At 63.1% G+C, this 18,462-nt stretch carries 20 protein-coding genes; 10 read left to right on the forward strand and 10 right to left on the reverse strand.

The features are described 5' to 3' along the window. Window positions 1–101 precede the first annotated feature (101 nt). The 3 genes from ABX74_RS17695 (at window position 102) to ABX74_RS17705 (ending at window position 2,437) form a co-directional block, all read left to right on the forward strand. Window positions 102–1,148 carry an ABC transporter permease gene (locus tag ABX74_RS17695; protein WP_029254139.1) on the forward strand — a complete coding sequence of 349 codons (1,047 nt, stop codon included), beginning with the start codon at window positions 102–104 and terminating at the stop codon, window positions 1,146–1,148. Then, window positions 1,145–1,885, forward strand: coding sequence for an ABC transporter ATP-binding protein (locus tag ABX74_RS17700; RefSeq protein ID WP_020968047.1), 741 nt, complete (start codon window positions 1,145–1,147; stop codon window positions 1,883–1,885). Before ABX74_RS17695 ends, ABX74_RS17700 begins: the two co-directional genes overlap by 4 nt. 111 nt (window positions 1,886–1,996) lie before the next feature. Next, window positions 1,997–2,437 (forward strand): PAS domain S-box protein, encoded by a 441-nt coding sequence (locus ABX74_RS17705; RefSeq protein ID WP_003943598.1) that lies wholly within the window; start codon window positions 1,997–1,999, stop codon window positions 2,435–2,437. Between the two features lie 7 nt (window positions 2,438–2,444). Here ABX74_RS17705 and ABX74_RS17710 read toward each other — a convergent pair whose 3' ends face one another. Further along, window positions 2,445–3,071 (reverse strand): TetR/AcrR family transcriptional regulator, encoded by a 627-nt coding sequence (locus ABX74_RS17710; protein WP_019746303.1) that lies wholly within the window; start codon window positions 3,069–3,071, stop codon window positions 2,445–2,447. Between the two features lie 51 nt (window positions 3,072–3,122). Here ABX74_RS17710 and ABX74_RS17715 point away from each other — a divergent pair, with 51 nt between their 5' ends. After that, window positions 3,123–4,094 (forward strand): sugar nucleotide-binding protein, encoded by a 972-nt coding sequence (locus ABX74_RS17715; RefSeq protein ID WP_047889345.1) that lies wholly within the window; start codon window positions 3,123–3,125, stop codon window positions 4,092–4,094. Here ABX74_RS17715 and ABX74_RS17720 read toward each other — a convergent pair. The 5 genes from ABX74_RS17720 to ABX74_RS17740 all read right to left on the reverse strand — a co-directional run bounded on the left by ABX74_RS17720 (window position 4,041) and on the right by ABX74_RS17740 (window position 9,182). Beyond that, complete coding sequence (locus ABX74_RS17720) at window positions 4,041–5,333, reverse strand: YcaO-like family protein (RefSeq protein ID WP_047889346.1); 1,293 nt, start codon at window positions 5,331–5,333, stop codon at window positions 4,041–4,043. The two genes, ABX74_RS17715 and ABX74_RS17720, sit on opposite strands and share 54 nt — an antisense overlap. Continuing rightward, window positions 5,330–6,670: a YcaO-like family protein gene (locus tag ABX74_RS17725; RefSeq protein WP_047889347.1), complete on the reverse strand. Its 1,341-nt coding sequence runs from the start codon at window positions 6,668–6,670 to the stop codon at window positions 5,330–5,332. Before ABX74_RS17725 ends, ABX74_RS17720 begins: the two co-directional genes overlap by 4 nt. Next, window positions 6,663–8,090, reverse strand: a complete 1,428-nt coding sequence (locus ABX74_RS17730; RefSeq protein ID WP_047889348.1) for a CocE/NonD family hydrolase — start codon at window positions 8,088–8,090, stop codon at window positions 6,663–6,665. Before ABX74_RS17730 ends, ABX74_RS17725 begins: the two co-directional genes overlap by 8 nt. Next, entirely contained in the window at window positions 8,087–8,899 is an 813-nt protein-coding gene (locus ABX74_RS17735) for a hypothetical protein (RefSeq protein WP_047889349.1), read from the reverse strand. The genes ABX74_RS17730 and ABX74_RS17735 overlap by 4 nt, the downstream gene beginning before the upstream one ends. A 94-nt stretch (window positions 8,900–8,993) precedes the next feature. Further along, complete coding sequence (locus ABX74_RS17740; protein WP_003943543.1) at window positions 8,994–9,182, reverse strand: streptamidine-related RiPP repeat protein; 189 nt, start codon at window positions 9,180–9,182, stop codon at window positions 8,994–8,996. Window positions 9,183–9,274: 92 nt separating this feature from the next. Between ABX74_RS17740 and ABX74_RS17745 the strand changes: the two genes are divergently transcribed. From ABX74_RS17745 to ABX74_RS17765, 5 genes are all read left to right on the forward strand, one after another. Continuing rightward, window positions 9,275–10,534, forward strand: a complete 1,260-nt coding sequence (locus ABX74_RS17745; protein ID WP_047889350.1) for an MFS transporter — start codon at window positions 9,275–9,277, stop codon at window positions 10,532–10,534. 85 nt (window positions 10,535–10,619) lie between these two features. Continuing rightward, window positions 10,620–11,687, forward strand: a complete 1,068-nt coding sequence (locus ABX74_RS17750) for a FecCD family ABC transporter permease (RefSeq protein WP_047889378.1) — start codon at window positions 10,620–10,622, stop codon at window positions 11,685–11,687. Continuing rightward, window positions 11,684–12,478, forward strand: coding sequence for an ABC transporter ATP-binding protein (locus tag ABX74_RS17755; protein WP_020968054.1), 795 nt, complete (start codon window positions 11,684–11,686; stop codon window positions 12,476–12,478). Before ABX74_RS17750 ends, ABX74_RS17755 begins: the two co-directional genes overlap by 4 nt. Further along, the gene (locus tag ABX74_RS17760) at window positions 12,475–13,455 is read left to right on the forward strand and encodes an ABC transporter substrate-binding protein (RefSeq protein ID WP_047889351.1); all 981 of its coding nucleotides are present in this window, start codon (window positions 12,475–12,477) and stop codon (window positions 13,453–13,455) included. Before ABX74_RS17755 ends, ABX74_RS17760 begins: the two co-directional genes overlap by 4 nt. 4 nt (window positions 13,456–13,459) lie before the next feature. After that, window positions 13,460–14,146 carry a SagB family peptide dehydrogenase gene (locus tag ABX74_RS17765; protein WP_047889352.1) on the forward strand — a complete coding sequence of 229 codons (687 nt, stop codon included), beginning with the start codon at window positions 13,460–13,462 and terminating at the stop codon, window positions 14,144–14,146. Between the two features lies 1 nt (window position 14,147). On the opposite strand, the gene ABX74_RS17770 is transcribed toward ABX74_RS17765, so the two are convergent. The 4 genes from ABX74_RS17770 to ABX74_RS17785 all read right to left on the reverse strand — a co-directional run bounded on the left by ABX74_RS17770 (window position 14,148) and on the right by ABX74_RS17785 (window position 17,856). Beyond that, on the reverse strand, window positions 14,148–14,441 hold the full coding sequence (locus ABX74_RS17770) for an SHOCT domain-containing protein (protein WP_019746316.1): 294 nt from the start codon (window positions 14,439–14,441) through the stop codon (window positions 14,148–14,150). Beyond that, a complete protein-coding gene (locus tag ABX74_RS17775; protein ID WP_047889353.1) occupies window positions 14,438–14,890 on the reverse strand; it encodes a DUF6325 family protein in 453 nt (150 codons plus the stop codon). The genes ABX74_RS17770 and ABX74_RS17775 overlap by 4 nt, the downstream gene beginning before the upstream one ends. A 3-nt stretch (window positions 14,891–14,893) precedes the next feature. After that, the gene (locus ABX74_RS17780; protein ID WP_053062044.1) at window positions 14,894–16,540 is read right to left on the reverse strand and encodes an MFS transporter; all 1,647 of its coding nucleotides are present in this window, start codon (window positions 16,538–16,540) and stop codon (window positions 14,894–14,896) included. A gap of 68 nt (window positions 16,541–16,608) precedes the next feature. Next, complete coding sequence (locus tag ABX74_RS17785; protein ID WP_047889354.1) at window positions 16,609–17,856, reverse strand: hypothetical protein; 1,248 nt, start codon at window positions 17,854–17,856, stop codon at window positions 16,609–16,611. A gap of 18 nt (window positions 17,857–17,874) precedes the next feature. On the opposite strand from ABX74_RS17785, the gene ABX74_RS17790 reads away from it, so the two are divergent. Beyond that, entirely contained in the window at window positions 17,875–18,462 is a 588-nt protein-coding gene (locus ABX74_RS17790; protein WP_047889355.1) for a DinB family protein, read from the forward strand.

Here is an 18,462-nt window from a genome sequence, read left to right on the forward strand (position 1 = left end):
CCGGGATGGTTCTTTCGAGCGCTGGAATGTCGATCCGAGGTGCGATGGAAAGAGTCTGCATCCGCGAGAGCGTAGAGGCAAGCACAGGAAAGGAATTCACAGTGTTTGTCGCAATGAGGGACTTACGGGCAGCGCGAGGTCGTTTCGCGCTGATCTCCGTCGTGGTTCTGTTGGTTGCACTTCTGGTCAGTTTTCTCAGCGGGTTGACTGCAGGACTTCGCCATCAGAACGTGTCGGCCATCGAGGCCATGAATGCCGACACGGTGGTGTTTGCAGACACCGGAGCTGGGGCGTCGTTCGACGAGTCGGCGCTCACACAGGACCAGGTCAACGCCTGGGCCGGGGCCGCGAAGGATGTCGATCCCATCGGAATCGGCCGCGGGAAGGCAGGATTGGCCGACGGAAATCAGAAGTCGGTGGCCCTGTTCGGTGCTGACGGCGGTTTCGGTGACGTAACGCCGTCGGCGTCAGGCACGGTGGTGTTGAGCGAAGGTGCTGCCCGCGATCTGGGGGCGGGAGCCGGCGATCAGGTGAGCGTCGGTACGCAGCAGTTCACCGTCAGCGACGTTCGCGGTGACGACTGGTACAGCCATTCGCCCGTCGTCTGGATGACGCTCGGTGACTGGCAGGCGGCCAATCCACGCGGCGGAGTTGCGACAGTACTGGCTGTCACCGGAGCCTCTGACGCTTCCGCAACGGACAAGTCAGCCGTGACGACGTCGACGACGGTCAGCGGTTCGCTCGACGCGATCGGTTCGTACAAATCGGAAAACGGGTCGTTGACGCTGATGACGCTCATGTTGTTCGCGATCTCGGCCCTGGTGATCGGTGCGTTCTTCACGGTGTGGACGATCCAGCGAACCCCGGATATCGCGACGTTGAAAGCGCTCGGCGCGACCACCGGTTCTCTGGTGCGCGACGCTCTGGGCCAGGCGCTCATCGTCCTGATTGCCGGCGTCACCGTCGGAATCGGGCTGACGGCCGTGGCCGGCTCGCTGATCGGTGACGCCATGCCGTTTGTCCTGGACGCATCGACGACCGTCGTACCTGCCGTGGCATTGATCGGACTCGGCCTGCTCGGCGCGGCCTTTGCACTTCGATTCCTCTCGACCACCGATCCACTCACAGCATTGGGGAGCGCACGATGACCATGACAACCGGCACCACAGTTCTCGACATCCAGAACGTCGATCTGACGTTTCCCGACGGGCAATCGCGGGTGACGGCGCTGGACGACGTGTCTCTGCGACTGCACCGCGGCGAGATCGCCGCGATCACCGGACCTTCGGGTTCGGGCAAGTCCAGCCTGTTGGCGGTGGCGTCGACCCTGATCCGTCCGGATTCCGGGCACGTCTATCTCCGGACGCCGGAAGGCAGCACCGACATCGCGGCGCTGAGTCGGCGGGCGGCGTCGGAGCTGCGACGCTCGTCGATCGGGATCGTCTTCCAACAGTCCAACCTCGTGTCGTCGTTGACTGCACTGGAGCAGCTCGAGGTGATGGCGCATCTGGGGCAGTCCGTTTTCACGTCACGGACCCGTCGCAAGGCCGTGAAATCAAAAGCGATGGATTTGCTGGACGCTGTCGGGCTCGCGGATCAGAGCGGAAAACGGCCGTCTCAGCTGTCGGGCGGGCAGCGACAGCGCGTCAATCTCGCGCGAGCATTGATGAACGATCCGCAGCTTCTGGTGGTCGACGAGCCCACCAGTGCGCTCGATCAGGAGCGCGGTGCCGCTGTCATGGATCTGATCATCGGGGTGGTGCGGGAACACGAGGCGGCAACCCTTCTCGTGACACACGACCGAAGTCACCTGTCTCGGATGGATACTGTCTATCGTGTTGTTGACGGTTCCTTGGCGGAGGACCAGGAGGCGCTCGCGGCGTAACTCAGGCGGGCACGATTCGGGCATTCGTCACTGCATCCGGGCGGGAAGTCAACCCGCGATTTGCTGGGCAGTTAGACTGTTGTCGACTCGGGCAACTTGAGAGGACGTGTTATGGAACGCCGCCGCAATGTTGCGCAGCCGCCACAATCGCCGATTGCGGATCTGGAGCAGATGCCTGCTCTGATTCTCCTCGACAGGCTTCCGGTGCCGGTTATGGCCGTTCACCGCGACGGCAGCATCGTTTTTGCCAACCCGTCCTTCGCTGACATGCTGGGATATCCCAAGAAGGCCGTCTCGGCGTTGCGTTTGCAGGACATTCTCTACGACAAGGATGCCGACGACGTCAGTGCCGAGCAGGCTCATCGTGAACTGAGCTCCGAGCCGGGCTCGGTCAAGGAGTTCGTGCACTCGGACAGCACATTGGTGCGCGCGACGGTCAGTCAGTCTCTGCTCCGACGGGACGACGACACGATCACCCTCGCCGTCCTTCACGATCTGACGGAACGCCTGTGGAACAACCCACGGCACATCGACGACAAGCCCACCAAGTAGGTCCCAGCTACTTCCGGGATTTGACGGTTCGGTCCAGGCCCAGGGTGGCGGCAAGGGTGTTGACCACCCATTCTTCGTACTTTTGGCCGGTCCAACCCGCTCCGACCACGAGGTCTGTGTACGTCTCGGGACTGAGCAGCGTGAGTGCGACGTTCACGGCTGTTTCGAGGTCGACGGTTGGCGCTTTTTCGACGATGCCGACCATCAGATGTTCCTGCACCGTGCGTCGCTGAGTGCGGTTGATTTGCCAAAGGCGGGCGGCGTCCTCGTCCGCGGAAGCAGCGGCCCGCAGGGCCAACAGTATGTCCGCGGTGCGCTCCAGAATGAGCCGTCCGTGGTGAACCTGAATCCGGAGTTGCCCGAGTGGATGTGGGGCGCCCAGTGCCGCCGCCACCCACGGACGGTCGAGAGTTGCCGTCTTTTCCTCGTCGCCCGCAACGGCCACGTCGAGCAGTGCTGACAGCACGCTCGGCTTGTTGCCGAACACAAAATAGACACTCTGCACCGACACGCCCGCCGCCGCGGCAAGCTGTTTGATCGTGGCGGCCGCGTAGCCGGGATCGACAAAAACTTCACGCGCTGCCTCGATGATCTTGCGCCGCGCCGACGTGTCTTCCCGAAGTACCTCAGTCATGATTAGAGTCTAACTCTAGAGTCGAACTCTAGCGACTCGGGAGGCGAAATAATGACGAAGGTTCTTGTACTCGGTGGCTACGGTGCCGTCGGGATTCCCCTGATGAAACAACTCGCGAAGGTCCCCGAAATCTCCGCGTACTCCGCCGGGCGCGATCGTGCCCGCGCGGACGTCGTCGTTGATCTTAAAGAACCAGGCGCGTATTCGGCTGCGGTTCGAGACTTCGATGTCGTGGTGAATGCCTCGGGTTTCGAGGATGTTCGCTTGGCAGAAGAAGCGGTACGCAGTGGGGCGGCATTCGTCGACGTCACGGCAACCTCGAACTACTGCGAAGAACTGGAAGCGGTCGACGGACCCGTCCTGATGGGCGTCGGATTGGCACCTGGATTGACCAGTGTCCTTGCCGCCGAGGCGCATCGACTCGGCGACGGACCCGTGGACATCGTGATCGGCCTCGGCGGCGGAGAACTACACGGACCGGCCGCGACGGCGTGGACGTACGGGATGTTGGGGACGAGGTTTCCCGATCCCGACGGGCGATCGATCCGGAACTACACCGGGATGAAGACGTTTCGGATGCCGGCGGACGCGACCGGGTACCGATCCGGTCCTGCTGTGCGGGCAGACTTTTCGGACCAACATGCGTTGACGCGCGACCTTGGTGTTCCGGTCAGAACGTACCTGCGATTGGACACGTCCACCGCGACGCTCGGGCTTGCGGCCATGACGTGGGCGCCCGCCCTCCAGAAGGTAGTGCCGAAGAAGCTGTGGGGCTCGGATCGTTGGGTTGCGATGGCACGAACGGATACCGGCCCGGCGCTGTGGGTTTCGGGGCGTAGCCAGTCGGCCGCGACGGCAACCATCGCCGCGCGTGCCGTGCAGGTGATTCGAGACAGTGCAATCTCGAAGCCGACTTGGTTTCACGCGGTGGAGACCGCAGAGTCGTTACAACTGGCAGTTCCGGAACTGTCAGTGCGGCAATGGGATGGTACGAGGCGGACGTCCGGCAAGGCCGTCGACTAGTCGGGGCGAGCCGAGAAACGGCAATCCGGCGGCCGCATTGGTGAGACAACCGGGAACGACGACGCGGACGACGCGCAGGCCGGCGCTGAGAACATCAGTAGTGGTGAGGTCGACCCATGCCGGCCTGAAACCCGAGCCTGTCAGTGCGCTTTCGGTGTCGATGGGTGACGTCAGAGAGTCGAGGTCCACCTCGCCGACGACGGCACCTGCCAGCTCACTCTCGAATCGTGCTTGGATCTCCGGGTCCAGGTGGAGCTGCAAGTGGCACCCGTAGTCCATCACGTCGGCAAAGTCCGATCGGTAGGCGCCTGCATAGCTTCGGTCAGCTCGCCAAGGCGCAAGCGGGCTGGTCGGGGAGGCCGCGGCTCGACCGATGCCGCTCTCCGGGTTGTCGTAGTCGGCGGAAAGCAGTTGCAGCTGAAGCGCTTCGCCGAGCGACTTGAAAGCAGCCGTCCGCGCTTCTTCGTGGCAGGCGGTACCCATGGTCGAGTATCCGGTGAGTCGGTCGTGGACGAGGGCGCCGAGCACCGGGATGCCGAAATCGCTGTCGAATGACAACCACCTGGTCGAGAGGCTGCCGTGATTGCCCAGGCGGCGAAGCACCTCGGGGATGCCGGTGACTATCCGAACGCCGCGTCTTCCGGTCCAGGAAAGCGTCATCGCGTCGCGCTCGACTATCTCGCGCAATGCATTCCGTATCGCGAATTCCGTCGTGGGACCGGCGGCGAGACCCGCCTGCGCTACTGGAGAGATCGCCGGACCCGTCCGGGCGACGAAATGAGGATACGAACCCCAGACGAGTTCGGCCGGTACCCAGGTATCCGCACCCGTGATCAGGTCGACTCCGCGAGTCCAGTCCAACTCGAGATCGTCGGTTGGTTCGACGAACGGGAACTGTGGCTGCGCGTACTGGGCGGCGTCGAAACGCGCGAGTTGTGACAGGTCGATGCTTGCTCCGATCAATGCATCGGCCGACCCGCGGACGATCGGTTTGGCGACGATGTTCCCGCAATATCGTTCCACCGCTTCACCTATCGCGGCAGCGGTAGGCCGCGCACGGTCACCCAGATCGAAGCAGTATCCGGCACCCGCCGAGTCGCTGGACCAGGGTGAGAAGCGTGCCGAGTCGGAGGCATACGAGTGAATCAGCTTGAACTCCGGCGGAAAGTGCTGGGGAACAACGGCGTCGACCAACTCTCGAATGATCCCAGTTCGGCGGTCGACGAGCAAAGACCTCATGCGAGAGGGACCGGCAGATGGAGATGGGTGGTCGATGCGCTGGTCAATCTGCTACCTCCAAGAAGGGGAAAAGCTGCCGGCGCATTGTTGTAGAGGCCGGGAGACAGGACGCGGACGACGTGCAACCCGGCAATCGAGATGTCGCGGGTGGTGAGATCGACGGAAATCGGTTGGTGCCCTCGAGACGTCAGAAGGGCTACCAGAGAAGCAAGATTCACAGGATTTTCGTCGGGAACCTCTGATACCGAGCGTGTTTCGGTGTAGTCGAAAAGATGCTCTTCCGCTGCCTCAGCCATCACGGGGTCGAGATACAGCTGGGCGACGGTCGGCAGATCGACGACGTCCTTCCACTGCGCATCGAACTCGTCCCGGTAACGACGGTCAGCCCGAAAGGGTTTGTACAGGTGCGCCGGCAGCGTTCCGTCCGCCACGCTGCGCCAGGTCGGCCCGTCGGGGTCGGCGAGATCGATCGTGATGGCAAGTACGGCATACGCCTCGACAAGCGCCTTCGAGACTGCCGCCTCCACCGTTGGTCGACAAGCTGTGCCCAGCGCGACCAATCCACGTCGGTCATCCCGGATCCACACTGCGGCGACGGGAATGCCGAAGGGGGAGGGAAGCAGAAGCACTCGAACGCTGCGGGTCTGGCTCTCCAGATCTCCGAGTTGGCGGTGCGCGGGCAACCGCTCCCAGTCGGCGAGTTCGACTGCCGGCAGTGACCGGTCCCCGCACCACCACAGTGCGGTGGCATCGCGTTCGAGAAGTTCCAGCAGAGCTGACATCTCGGCCTCGTCGCGTGAGCGTCCCGCGGCGATTCCGGCGTACTGCAACGACGCGATCGGTGGTTCGCCGCGACGGGTGACGGTGTAGTACCCGAGATAGGTCAGGGCGGCTGGCACATAGGTGGGCACTTTTTCGTCCATGGTGTGACCCAGCGCCCAGCGGATTTCCAGAGCCGATGTGAAGGGAGCAAAGGGGAATCCGGGAAGGCGGTACTGATCCTCGCTGTACAACGCAAATTTCGTCGGGTCGACGACCCGTGAGCCTGCCAGTTCCAGCGCTGACGCACTGCTGCGGATCAGATCTTCGGGGACCACGTTTCCGCAATATCTTTCGACAGCCTCACCGGTTGCCGCCCCGCGGGCCGCTGCGTCGTTGCGTATCGAAGCCCCGAATCCGTAAGGGTCCGCGCGAAACAGTGAACCGCTGCCGCCGAAGTTTCTGGTGTCTGCCACCCTCGCGGCCCAACCGACCCAGCCCGTCGGCATGTCCGAGCGAATGTGTGGTTCCAGTGAGGTCAGCACGCCGCTTCGGGCGTCGACCAGCAAGTCATCCACCGGCAGTTCCTCCGAGTATCGGCAGGGTCAACGACCCGGAAAATGATTGGTGCAGTGCGGTACTGCGTGTTCCTCGATAGCGATCACCGTCTCCGAGATTGCGTGCGAGGCGGGGGAAATCCGAGCCGGCGATCCGCAGCGTCAAGACATCATCCGCGCGCACGGTGTGCAACACGGGATCGAGATCTATGGTCAACGTGCCGGAGCAAAGGCTGACGCCGGCCCCACGAGCGATCGACCTGGTGACTCCGGCGCTATCGACGATGCTCAGCTCGACGATCCAGTCAGCTTCGCCCTCGGGCGAATGCACTGTCAACTCCACCGAAGGCATTCCCGACAGCACACACTCGACCTCCATGTCGAAAGTCCAGACAACACAGTCGTTTCGGCCCTCGTCTGCGTGGTGCGTGAAGTTGAAAGGCGCCGTCCTCGGGTCTGGTTCGAGACGAATCCGGTTCGCACCCGTGACATACGGTTCGGTCGACCATTCGCCGGCACCCCGGTCGAACACCCGATTGATGGTCACGGGCCGCGCCGAGAATATCGATTCCATCCACTCGACCTGAAGGCGGCCGAAACTTGTCTCGCCGACCATTCCAGGGCGGAGGTCGTGCGCCCAGGGACCCACGATCAAACTCTGCGGCGCACGCCATACGGATGCGAAGTGCCGCAGTGTCTCCCGAATCATCGCATCGTCCCAACCGCCGATGTGCAGCCCGGCGACGTCGAGTTCGGAGAGTTCGTCCGCGGACACCAGATCATCGCCACCGAAGTCTTCGCGCTCGCGAGCGCGACGGATCGGCGTCAACCAGCCCGGTGAATCGGAGGTCAGGCCAACCTCCTCGATCATCGACTGCACCGGGAGATGTTCCAGCAAAGACGAATCCGAGCGCATCAGGGCAGGGATGAAACCCTCACGAGAGGAAGACGAATCTCCGTGCTCGCCCCACCACGCCAGATGCTCGGCGAGGAGAAGTATCCCCGAGGGATCACGTTTGACGCGGTCGCTTCCGATGGTCGGCACTTTGGAGACGACGCCGCGAGCACGAAATGCCCGATCGGCGCTGTTGGTCTCGGCAGTAAACGCCCACGCAGTTCCGGCCGCATACGAAGCCCCGCTTGCGATGACGCACTCGGGTGTCCACGGCTGATCCTGCAGCCACTCGGCAAGGGCGGCGGCGTCCTCGCGCTCGTGGACGTAGGGTTCCCAAGATCCGGTGGAATCGTGCCGTCCACGTACGTCCTGACAGATGAAGGCAATTCCTCGTGATCGCCATTCGAGCCCCTCGGCCAGATGCCACCCGCGTCCGTACGGGGTTCGGATCACGATCAATCCTCGAGGTGAAGAATCTGGGAGAAGCACATCCGTAGCCAGCGAAGAACCGTCTGCCGCCGGGATCTTCACTCCGAGTGAGATCACCGGAGCGTCGGCGAAGGCTCGAGAACGCCGCCCGGCAGAGGTAGCACGGGATGGCGAGTCATCATGAGGGTTCGTGGATTCATCCGGATCTGGTGGTGAAGGTGTGATGGCGGTGCGCCGTAAGAACTAGCCACGACGTCCGAACATGCAAGTGCACTGACCATTGCGGCTGCGGTGGGTGAAAGTCCAAGCGGACGACGTTCGCTGTCGGCGAGGTGGTTCCACAGAGCCAGCAGGTGATCCGGTACACGTGACGCGGCTAGTCGTCGACCGCAGACGTCCCGGTAGCTCGCGCTGTCGATGCCGTCGAAGAAGGGACCGATGCAGATCTCACCCAGCTCCGTGTGGACGCGTTGCCACGGAGTTCGGCTGTGGCGGCACCAGGTATCGAGTTCCGACCACGCGTCGTGAGGAGGAGCGTCGGCAACCGACAGTACGAGGTCCGAAGACGCAACGTCGTCTTCGATTGGCGCAGTGGTGGATACGACGTCGAGATCCGGAAGAGCCTTGGAGAGCAGAGCGATGCAGGCATCGGCAACGGGTCCGATCCCGTCCATCAGCACACGCTGTGGGCCCGGAATCTCTGGCACTTGACCTGGAACAGCCAGCACGCCGCGAGAGACGAGAGCGTCGGCGATCTCGATCGCTCCCGCGCCGAGCACCGAACCAGGCCGCCGGAGAAAGTTGTCGAGTTCTGCGAGACCTTCGGCCGGCGCACCGATCGTGACCGCGTTCTCGTCCGGTGTCAGGTAATGCCAAGTACCGTCCGGTGTCGGATACAGCTGGTGTCCGTCGGCGAGGGCGTACACGGATCTCCTTGTCGGTGCCCGCACCCGACGAGTCGGATGCGGGCGGGGTCATCGGCAGATCAGACCGTCGAAACGGTCCGGATCAGGGAAGGTTTCAGCTCTGGAAGCTGAACGGGTTGTCGACGAGGGCGTTGGTGCCCACGCCCTGCAGAGCATGTGCGGACGTCGCCTCGGCAACCGGCTCGAAGGTGAACGGGTTGTCGACGAGGGCGTTGGTGCCGACGCCCTGGAGTGCATTGGCCGGAGCCGAGTTGGAGACGCTGTCGAACGAAATGTTGCTCATTGTCATCCCTTCCGTAATGGAAACCATTTCCATTACGATGCCACCGTACGAAAGATCGCCACGGAGAGCAACAGGTACAAGAGAGTGCATACATGAGCGAGACCTCGACGACGGGATCCGCCGAAGCGCAACCACATGTGTTTCGGGACAGATCGTTTCGATTGTTCTTCACGGCTCGCACGATTGCCGTGGCCGGTGCGGCGGTCACCGGTGTGGCAATGCCGATTCTGGTGTTCGACATCAGCCGGTCTCCGTTTCTCACCTCGCTCGCGGCTGCGGGGACGGTTCTGCCGTACCTCGTATTCGGCTTGTTCGCGGGCGCCGTGGCAGACCGAGTCAACCGGCGGACGGTCATCCTGTGTGCGCAGGCCGTCGCTGCTCTTGCCTTGGCGAGTATTCCGGCGGCTCAGGCGCTCGGTGTGTTGACGGCATGGCACGCGGTCGGCGTATCGATTTGCATCGGAACGTGTTTCGTGTGGTTCGATGCCGCAGCTTTCGGAGCCTTGCCTGCCCTGGTCGGTCGGCAGAGAATACCGACCGCCAACAGTGCGCTGTGGACTTCCAGCACGCTCGTCGATGTTGCCTTTCCGGCTGTTGCCGGAGTGCTCGTGGCGTCGATCGGCCCGGCCTACGCATTGGGTGCTGATGCACTGGCCTACGTATTGGCCGGGCTGGCCATGGCGTCGATCGGAGCCTCGTTCTCGAGTACTCCTGCGGTGCCGAAGAAGTCGGAACCCGGAATTGCGCGTGACATACGCGAAGGCCTCAGCTTCCTCTGGCAGTCTCCGCTCCTGCGAGCCTTGACCGGCGTCGGCTTCGTCAATTCGCTGACGCAGGGTGCTGTCACGGCGCTCCTGGTGGTGTACGCGACCGAGAGGCTGGGGATTTCGACGTCGAGTCCGATGATCGGGGCCGTGTGGACAGCAGTCTCCGTGGGTGGCGTGGTCGGCGCAGTCTTGCTCCCACGCCTACCGGCGCAATGGCCGGTCGGCGCGATCACGGTCGGTGCGTTGACCATCGCCCCGGTGGTGCTGTTCGTCGTTGCGACAACCAGCAACACCGCCGCAGCGATCACCGCTCTGACCCTCTACTCCGGCTGTGCGACTGTCACCATCCTCAACGGCATCGGTGCACGTCAGCGTCTGACTCCGGATCGTCTACAGGGGCGCGTGAACACCACGGCGAGGATGGTCGCCTGGGGTGGTTCGCCGGTGGGTGCCTTGATTGCCGGGGCAATTGCAGGACGATGGGATATCGGCACCGCCTACCTCGTTGCGTGCAGCTTTGCGCTGGTCGGGGCACTCTTTGCGTGGGTGAGCGCCCTGCGGACCGACCCTTGTCCGCACAGATGAGCATGTCACTATTAATGAAAACGACTGTCGTTATGGTTAGATCCACCTGTTCATCCCTGTGAACCCCTACCTCTTCAGGAGTGCGATGACGCTGACCAGCGAAGCAGTACCTGATGCCCCGTCGCGTGCGCATCCCGTCGGCGACCGCGGATACGTCCCGTTTCTGTTGGCCACGGCCGTGGTTCTTGCCACCGTCTCCACCGTCGCGGTGTGGTCGGGCGCTGCGTCGCTGTCCTTCGCCGACGTATTCGCGGTGTTGTACGCGCACGCCGGTGGGCCGCCGGTCGACCCGCTACTCGACCGGATCGTGTGGGGACTGCGGGTCCCGCGCATTCTGATCGCAGCACTGGCGGGTGCCGGGTTGTCACTGGCCGGCGCAGTGCTGCAAGCGTTGGTGCGCAATCCGATTGCCGATCCGTACATCTTGGGTGTCGGTTCGGGAGCGTCCTTCGGCGCAGTGCTGATCATGACGACGGGCATCGGAACCGGCCTGTCGATCGGTGTTCCGGTGGCAGCCTTCCTGGGCGCCATGGTTTCCCTGATCGCGGTTCTCGTACTGGGTCGGCGCGAGGGAATGCTTGTCCCGCTGCGCATGGTCTTGGCCGGAGTTGCCATCGGCTATCTGCTCTCGGCTGCAACAAGTTTTGTGCAGTTGCGCGCCGATCCGAGTCAGCTTTCGGGAGTGCTCTTCTGGTTACTCGGTTCGGTGAGCGGGGCAGGTTGGTCGGATCTCGGTGTGCCCGCCGCAGTGATCACCGTCTGTGCGGCAGTGCTGTTGACGCAGTCTCGCCAACTCAACGCGCTGGCTATGGGAGACGAGAGCGCGCAATCGGTGGGCGTCGACGTGCGCCGTACCAGGTTGCTACTACTGGTGATCGCGTCGTTGCTGACCGCGGTTGTTGTATCCGTTGCCGGCGGAATCGGTTTCGTGGGGCTACTCGTGCCGCACGCCGTAAGACTCCTGGTCGGATCCGACCACCGCAAGCTGCTGCCGGCAACCGCGCTGGTCGGTGCAACCTTCCTGGTGATCGTCGATCTTGCGGCTCGGATGTTGGATGCGCCCAACGAATTGCCGCTCGGAATCATCACCGCCGGATTGGGTGCCCCGTTCTTCCTCTGGTTACTTCGACGCGACGGAGGTGCGCAGTCATGAGATTGTCGGCCAGCGGGATTCACGTCGTTCGAGGTGGGCGTCTGGTGGTTTCCGGCGTAGATCTCGAAGCGCCCGAGGGGAGCGTGGTCGGACTCGTCGGGCCGAACGGTAGTGGAAAGTCCTCCCTCCTGCGCGCGTTGTATCGCTCGATGAAGCCGAGAAGCGGAATCGTGAAGGTGGACGAGGTGAATGTTTGGGACGATCTCTCGCCCCGATCAGCAGCACGCATCATCGGTGTTGTGGGGCAGGAGCATTCATCCGACTTCTCGTTCAGCGTCCGCGAGGTGGTGGCGACGGGCCGGACGCCGCATCACAGCGCATTCTCTCGACTCGGTGAAATCGACCGGGACATCGTCAGTGCCGCCCTGGCGCGAACCGGTATGCACGGCTTCGGATCACGACTCTTCGCCGAACTGTCCGGCGGAGAAAAGCAGCGTGTGATGTTGGCCCGGGCGATCGCTCAACAACCTTCGGTGCTGGTCTTGGACGAGCCCACCAACCACCTCGACATCCGAGCTCAACTCGAATTGATGGAATTGGTCGCCGAACTCGGTACTACGACGATTGTCGCGATCCATGAACTTGCCTTGGCCGCAGCATATTGCGACTACGTCTGTCTGCTCTCCGGCGGGGTAGTTGTCGCGACAGGACCAACGGCCGAGGTCCTCACCGAGGACCTGCTGTCCGAAGTATTCGGGGTTCAGGTGCATCTCGGCACTCACCCCTTGACCGGGCGTCCCTTGCTCTCGTTCGCCCCTCCGCTACTACACACGAAAGAAGCAGTGTCTTGAAATCCTCGATACGTACTGCCGCGCTGTTGTGCTCGGCCGTTACCGCCACTGCAGTACTGACCGCATGCGGAAACTCCACGGCGGATTCGGCGACGTCGTCGTCCGAGAAGATTTCCGTCACCAATTGTGACCGCGAGGTCACGTTGCCCAAGACGGCGGAGCGGATTGTCTCGCTGTATCCGTCGATGACGGAGCTTCTGATTCAACTCGGTGCCGCCGACCGCATTGTCGGACAATCGAATACCGATCTCTCTCCTCCCAGCCCCGAACTCGCGGATCAGTTCGCGGCCGTGCCGGTACTGAGCACCGGAGTTCCCGCGAAAGAAGCATTGCTCGACGCCCGTCCGGATCTGATCGTCTCCGACGGGGAATATTGGTTCGACGGTGACCGACTGCAGAGCATGGACGAATTGCGTGACCTCGGCATCCCGATCTTCGTGAACAGCGGCTACTGCCACAAGGCGGTCACCGAGGGGCGGATCGACGACGTCTGGTCCGACATCGACGGTCTCGGTGCCCTGACCGGAACAAGTGACGAAGCAGCAATTCTCCTGGCAGATGGCAAGAAGTCGCTCGCAGAAACCGAGGCATCCGTGGCCGGGAAGGAGCCGGTTCCCACTGTGATGGTTCAGGTTTCGGAGGGGCAGTCCTACGCTCTGGCGAGGGGCCTCTACAGCAGCGTGCTCGAGGCGGCCGGGGGAAAGAACCTCTACGAGAGCGACCTTCCGGATGGGAAGTACTTCGGCCAGGTAGCCACCGAATCGATACTCGCGAAGTCGCCGCAGGCAATTCTTGTCGTTTACTCCACCGAGTCGGCTCGGGAATCCACACTCGAGGCTGCTCGCACCGCATTTGCCGGGACGCCTGCCGCGACGTCGAATGCGATCTTTGCCGTCCCGGAGGCGTGGTTCGCCGGTGAGTTGGTGTCGATCGACGGAGCTGCCGAGGTATCTCGCCTGCTGCACCCGGGTTCGTGAGGTCTTGACCGCCCTCGAGCGGGTCGAGGCCGTCGTATCGCTGCATGCTGCGCTTGACCGGACGGTGGCTCCGTCGGAGCTACTGTTCGACGAGGCCGCCCTGCCGCCGGTGACGTCTGAGTTCGTTGAATTACCGGCCCCGACGCCACTACCGGCCCGGGACTTTCCGGACATCTTGCAGGCACGACGGAGCCACTACAACCCAGCGCAAGTTGCTTTGGGAATCGGCGAGCTGTCAAATGTGCTGCACCACAGTCTGGTCAGCAGCCCGACGGCCGGTGGGATGCGCGAACTGACGCTGTCGTTTGTTGTCAGCCATCCCGGACACTCGCTTGGCGCCGGGGTGTACCGGTACATCCAGGAAGGCCGTGCTGAGGCCGTCCGGCCGGGTGACGTACAAGGAAACCTTCGAGCGAGCCTTCTCCAGCCCGAGTTCGTCGACGTGTTCCCGGTTCTTCTGTTTGTCGTCGCGAACGTGGAAGCGCCGCTCGAGAAGTACGCGATGCGGCACTACCGCACGATGCACGTGGATGCCGGTGTGCTGGTTCAGAATCTGTACCTTGTGACCGAGGCGATGGGACTTGTGGGCTGCGCCATCGCAGGATTCACGGATGCGCGAGTGGCATCTCTGTTGAATCTCGCGACGACGCAGCTTCCCGTCATGGCTTTTGCACTCGGGCGGCCCAGCTAGTTCAGCCGAGGATGCGCGCCTTCTGGGTCTCGAACTCGGCCTCCGTCAATACGCCGGCATTCTTGAGTTCGCCCAGCTTGGTGAGCTGTTCGAGCTTCGCGTCCATCGACATTTCCGATTCTGCCGGAGCTGCCTGCGGCGGGAGGGGCGGTAGATCGGGAATCGGCGGCACCGGCTGGACCTGCGCTGCGCGGGCCTGATCTTCGGCGGCCCAACGGGTCCGCTGACGGCGCTGAACATTGCCGTGAATGGAGCTTGCGACGGCTACCCGGCCGGCTCGCCTCAAGAAACTCATGCGTCCTTCTCCGTGGTATCCGGTGCGGTGTTGTCCAGTGCAGCAGCCAGTTCGTCCAAGCTCAGGTGACCTTCGGTGACAACCTTTGCGCCGCTGCGGGTCCAGGCCTCGATGACCGGCAGTATGGCCAGCTCCTCGTAGACGAGTACGGCGGCAACACTTCCGGCGGCCAACTCGTCACCAACGGCAGCGATGTCGCCGACGTCGAGCAGTCCGGAGGCAGCGCCGTCGAACTGCGCCAGATCGAAATCTACGAGTTCGAAGGTGGACGCCGGTACGACGGATACCGATCCGTCGGCGGCTTTGGTGACGAACTCGAGGTCGAGGATGCGGATCACTCCGGAGTCCACGAGAGCGAGCAGCTGCTCGAATCCCGCGGAGGTCGGTGCACTGCCGGGAAACTCGACGGCAACGTATTCGATCGGACCGAATTGGTCTTGGTTGGACATCGGTTACTTCTTGCCCTTCGTGGGTTGCGGTTCTTCCAGAGCAGGTACTTCGTTGGGCATGCGCCCGGCCGGAATGATGGCGAGCAGAGAGAGCCCGGCGAGTACGAGGAGCGAGGTTCGCAGTGCGCGCAGGCGCGCTTCGGTGTTGATCCGGATGGCTTCGTCGATCTGTGCCTGTGTCGCGGAGGTGTTTTCGAGCGTCACGACGAGTTGATCGTTGGGGACGAAGTTGACCTGGTCGAGATTGATCCCTGACTCGACCTTGAGCGATGCCGGGATGGTGGGGTTGTCGATCAGTTGCGAGCTGACGAGGGTACCCAGGATTCCGACGGCGAACACGCTGGCCACCGCGATGCCGACACTGCCGGACATGTTGTGTACCAGTCCTCGCCAGGCGCCGACGTCACCGGCCAGTTCCTTGGGAGCTGCGGTGAGGAGGGTGTTGAACACCAGCGCAACGATGGCGCCCTGCCCGAGGCCGAGGGTGATCAGGCCGATGACAACAAAGATCTGATGCCAGTCACCACGAATGGTGAAGGCCAACAGGATGAGTCCAGCGGCAACAACGACGAACCCGGCTCGTGCGATCAGACGCGGGGAGTACGTCTTGTACAGGCGCGCGACGACGGTGCTCGCGATGAAGATCGAGAGTGTGTACGGGATGATCGAGAACGACGTCTGCAAGCTGCTGCGGCCCTGGATGATCTGCATGTACAGCGGAATGAGGAAGTTGGCCGCGGTTCCCACGAACATCATCGTCGCCATGCAAATCGTGGTGGCGCGCTCGGCGCCGGTCTTGAGGACGTCGAGGTTGAAGAGCTGAGGCTTGTTCTGCGCCTTGCGGCTTCGCGTCCACTGGAAGAATCCCTGCGCGCAGATGGTGCCGAGGACTATCAGGATGGCCGCGGGTGAAACACCGATGACCGAGAACGGCGCAGCGTCGGTGGCCAGGATGACGCCCCACGAGTTCAGGCCGCTGAAACCGAAGCTGAGCAGGATGACGGCAACGGCAGCCAGTGCGGCCCCGGCCCAATCGATGGTGATGTCCTTCTGCGGGGGAACAGGTTTGACACGGAAACTCAGGACCAGGTTGACCACGGCGAGCGCCACGACGAGGGCGAAGGAGTAACGCCACCCGATGGTCGTCGCGAAGGAACCGGCGATGAGTAGTGCCAGCACACCGGCTGCTGGGATTGCTGCTGCCAGGTAACCGATGGCCTTTGCCTGCTGATCGCCACTGAAGTTCGTGGCGATGAAAACCGTCAACGCGGGGGCGATGAGAGCGATCACGGCGCCGGACGCGGCTTGCGCCACGAACAGCATTGCCGGGCTCTGGCTCAGAGCGACCGCAGCCATCGCGAGACCGTGAATCGCGACGGCAATCTGGAAGACCAAACGCGTGCCGTAGCGGGCGCCGATCTTGGCGCCCAGCAGAATGAAGGCAGCCATGGCAAAGGTACCCGCGGTGATCGCGGTGCCGACACTTGTTGCAGGAGTGTCGAGATCGGTGGTGATTCCGGCCATCGAGACGGTCAGCGCATTGACGGCGAACGACGCCTGAATCTGCGTGAGGACCACCACGATCAGTGGTAGCCAGGAGGCGGTGGTTACGGCGGCCGACGTATCGGCTGCGCCAGGCTTTACGGACATGATGGGTCACGCCTTCCTCGACACTGCGTGTACTCGCGACGTGCCCGGATCAGCCACGCACGGTTACATTAGCCGGAATTGTGCTGAATGGTCGCCTGCGGGTGGTTGGTTTTTTCGCGGTAGACCACCATCTCCCGTTGCAAGCCTCGCCGGAAGCGTGGTTGCTCGGCCAGGAGTACGGCCAGGACGGTCAGCAACAGCCACGTCGCGGCCGCGCTCGCGAGGAGCAACAGGACCGGAATCCACGGACCGCCCATCTGCTCGAGCAGCGTCGTCTTCGCCCAGACTCGCCAGTAGAGCATCAGATTGACGATCAGTCCGACACCGTACGAGATGACGAAAGACAGCAGGAACTGCTTCCACGTGCCGTCGTGGCGCCTCGCCGTCATCGGTTCGGCCCGCAGCGGCAAGGCCACGGACATCACGTTGGCGACGCCGAGCCACAGCAGGATCATGGTCAGTACCTGACCGCACGCCTTCACCAGATCAGCACTGCTTCCGGAGCGCCACGCGAGGATGGCACTGAGCAGGAACCCGGCGCTGCCGACGAGAAGCAGCATCATCGCATTCTTCGCGACGAGGACGTGCCAGAGCCTGGTTCCGCCGGACAAAGCAGCGCGGACGCGGCCGGCGTCGAAGCTGAGCGCATTGGTGCACACGACGCTTCCGACCACACCCGAGAGTGCGTACAGCGCAAGGTAAGGCAGTCGATCTTCCTTGGCGTCCCAATGGAAGAGGCGAATGAATGCCAGGTATGCCAAGCCCATTCCGAGGCTCAGCCCCAGCCGAAAAGCGATCGACCGAGGCTTGCCACTCACGACGTGCCGTGCTTCCTCACGGATCCGGGAGCCGAGATCCTGCACGTGCCGGACGACGGGGTTGCCCGAGTTCAGCGGGACGTAACCGCGGATCGCGGCGGCGACGATATCGGTGTCACCGGCATCGAGCGCGGCGACGCGTGCTTCGAGAACCGCAAGGTGGGCGGCGCGCAAGGCTATCCGTGCGGTGGTCACGGCGGCAACGGCGTCGGCCTCGGCCTGCGCGGCGGTGCTGATGCCGGCGTCGGCGGGCAGTGGCGGCTGCAACGTCGTGATCAGTTCGAGTTGGCGAGCCATGTGCGGCGACGGCGACAACCCGCTGTACGACGGTCGGCTCAGCGCTGATCGTTCGTCGTCGAGCGAATCACGCACGGACGCGGCAGCCTTGCGGACGGCTGCCGGGTTGTGCCAGCGCACCGACCGGGCGTCACGCTCGGCGGCGACGGCCCGGGATGCAACCTCGGTCAGATCCTCCACCGCTGTCAATGTCTGCTCCACTCGGTTTAGGTTGGTTTCATGACCACCAACTCGGAAAAGGAAGATCTCCAGCGGTACCTGCAGGCAGCACGTGACGCGCTCGTCTGGAAGCTCGACGGGCTGTCGGAGTATGACATTCGGCGTCCGATGACCCGGACAGGGACCAACTTGTTGGGACTGGTCAAACACATGATCGGCGTCGAGCTCGGGTATTTCGGTCCGACGTTCGGCCGTCGGGTTCCCGATCTACCCGCGTGGTTGCGTTCGGAGGAACTCAACGTCGACATGTGGGCCCGCGCCAATGAGTCCAGTGCCGAAATCGTCGAAACCTATCGCCGCACCTGGGCTTTCGCCGACGCCACGATCGAGCAGCACGATCTGGACGCCCCCGGCTTCGTGAAGCACTGGCCGGAGGATCGTCGCGACGTCACATTGCACCGGATACTCGTTCACGTTGTCACCGAGATCCATCGGCACGCCGGCCACGCGGACATCGTGCGGGAGCTGATCGACGGCGCCGCGGGGATGAAGGCGGGCGACAACAATCTGGCTCCCGGTGATGAGGCGTGGTGGGCCGAGTACAACGACCGTCTGGAGACGGCGGCACGCGAGGCCCACCACGCCTGA

Origin of the sequence: Rhodococcus sp. ARP2, assembly GCF_001029585.1 — a bacterium.
Classification (GTDB): domain Bacteria; phylum Actinomycetota; class Actinomycetes; order Mycobacteriales; family Mycobacteriaceae; genus Rhodococcus_F; species Rhodococcus_F erythropolis.

Coding starts and splice junctions, on each gene's coding strand:
- ABX74_RS17700 (WP_020968047.1), top strand. CDS start 1,145: ATGACCATGACAACCGGCACCACAGTTCTCGACATCCAGAACGTCGAT.
- ABX74_RS17705 (WP_003943598.1), top strand. CDS start 1,997: ATGGAACGCCGCCGCAATGTTGCGCAGCCGCCACAATCGCCGATTGCG.
- ABX74_RS17710 (WP_019746303.1), bottom strand. CDS start 3,071: ATGACTGAGGTACTTCGGGAAGACACGTCGGCGCGGCGCAAGATCATC.
- ABX74_RS17715 (WP_047889345.1), top strand. CDS start 3,123: ATGACGAAGGTTCTTGTACTCGGTGGCTACGGTGCCGTCGGGATTCCC.
- ABX74_RS17720 (WP_047889346.1), bottom strand. CDS start 5,333: ATGAGGTCTTTGCTCGTCGACCGCCGAACTGGGATCATTCGAGAGTTG.
- ABX74_RS17740 (WP_003943543.1), bottom strand. CDS start 9,182: ATGAGCAACATTTCGTTCGACAGCGTCTCCAACTCGGCTCCGGCCAAT.
- ABX74_RS17745 (WP_047889350.1), top strand. CDS start 9,275: ATGAGCGAGACCTCGACGACGGGATCCGCCGAAGCGCAACCACATGTG.
- ABX74_RS17750 (WP_047889378.1), top strand. CDS start 10,620: ATGACGCTGACCAGCGAAGCAGTACCTGATGCCCCGTCGCGTGCGCAT.
- ABX74_RS17755 (WP_020968054.1), top strand. CDS start 11,684: ATGAGATTGTCGGCCAGCGGGATTCACGTCGTTCGAGGTGGGCGTCTG.
- ABX74_RS17770 (WP_019746316.1), bottom strand. CDS start 14,441: ATGAGTTTCTTGAGGCGAGCCGGCCGGGTAGCCGTCGCAAGCTCCATT.
- ABX74_RS17775 (WP_047889353.1), bottom strand. CDS start 14,890: ATGTCCAACCAAGACCAATTCGGTCCGATCGAATACGTTGCCGTCGAG.
- ABX74_RS17780 (WP_053062044.1), bottom strand. CDS start 16,540: ATGTCCGTAAAGCCTGGCGCAGCCGATACGTCGGCCGCCGTAACCACC.
- ABX74_RS17790 (WP_047889355.1), top strand. CDS start 17,875: ATGACCACCAACTCGGAAAAGGAAGATCTCCAGCGGTACCTGCAGGCA.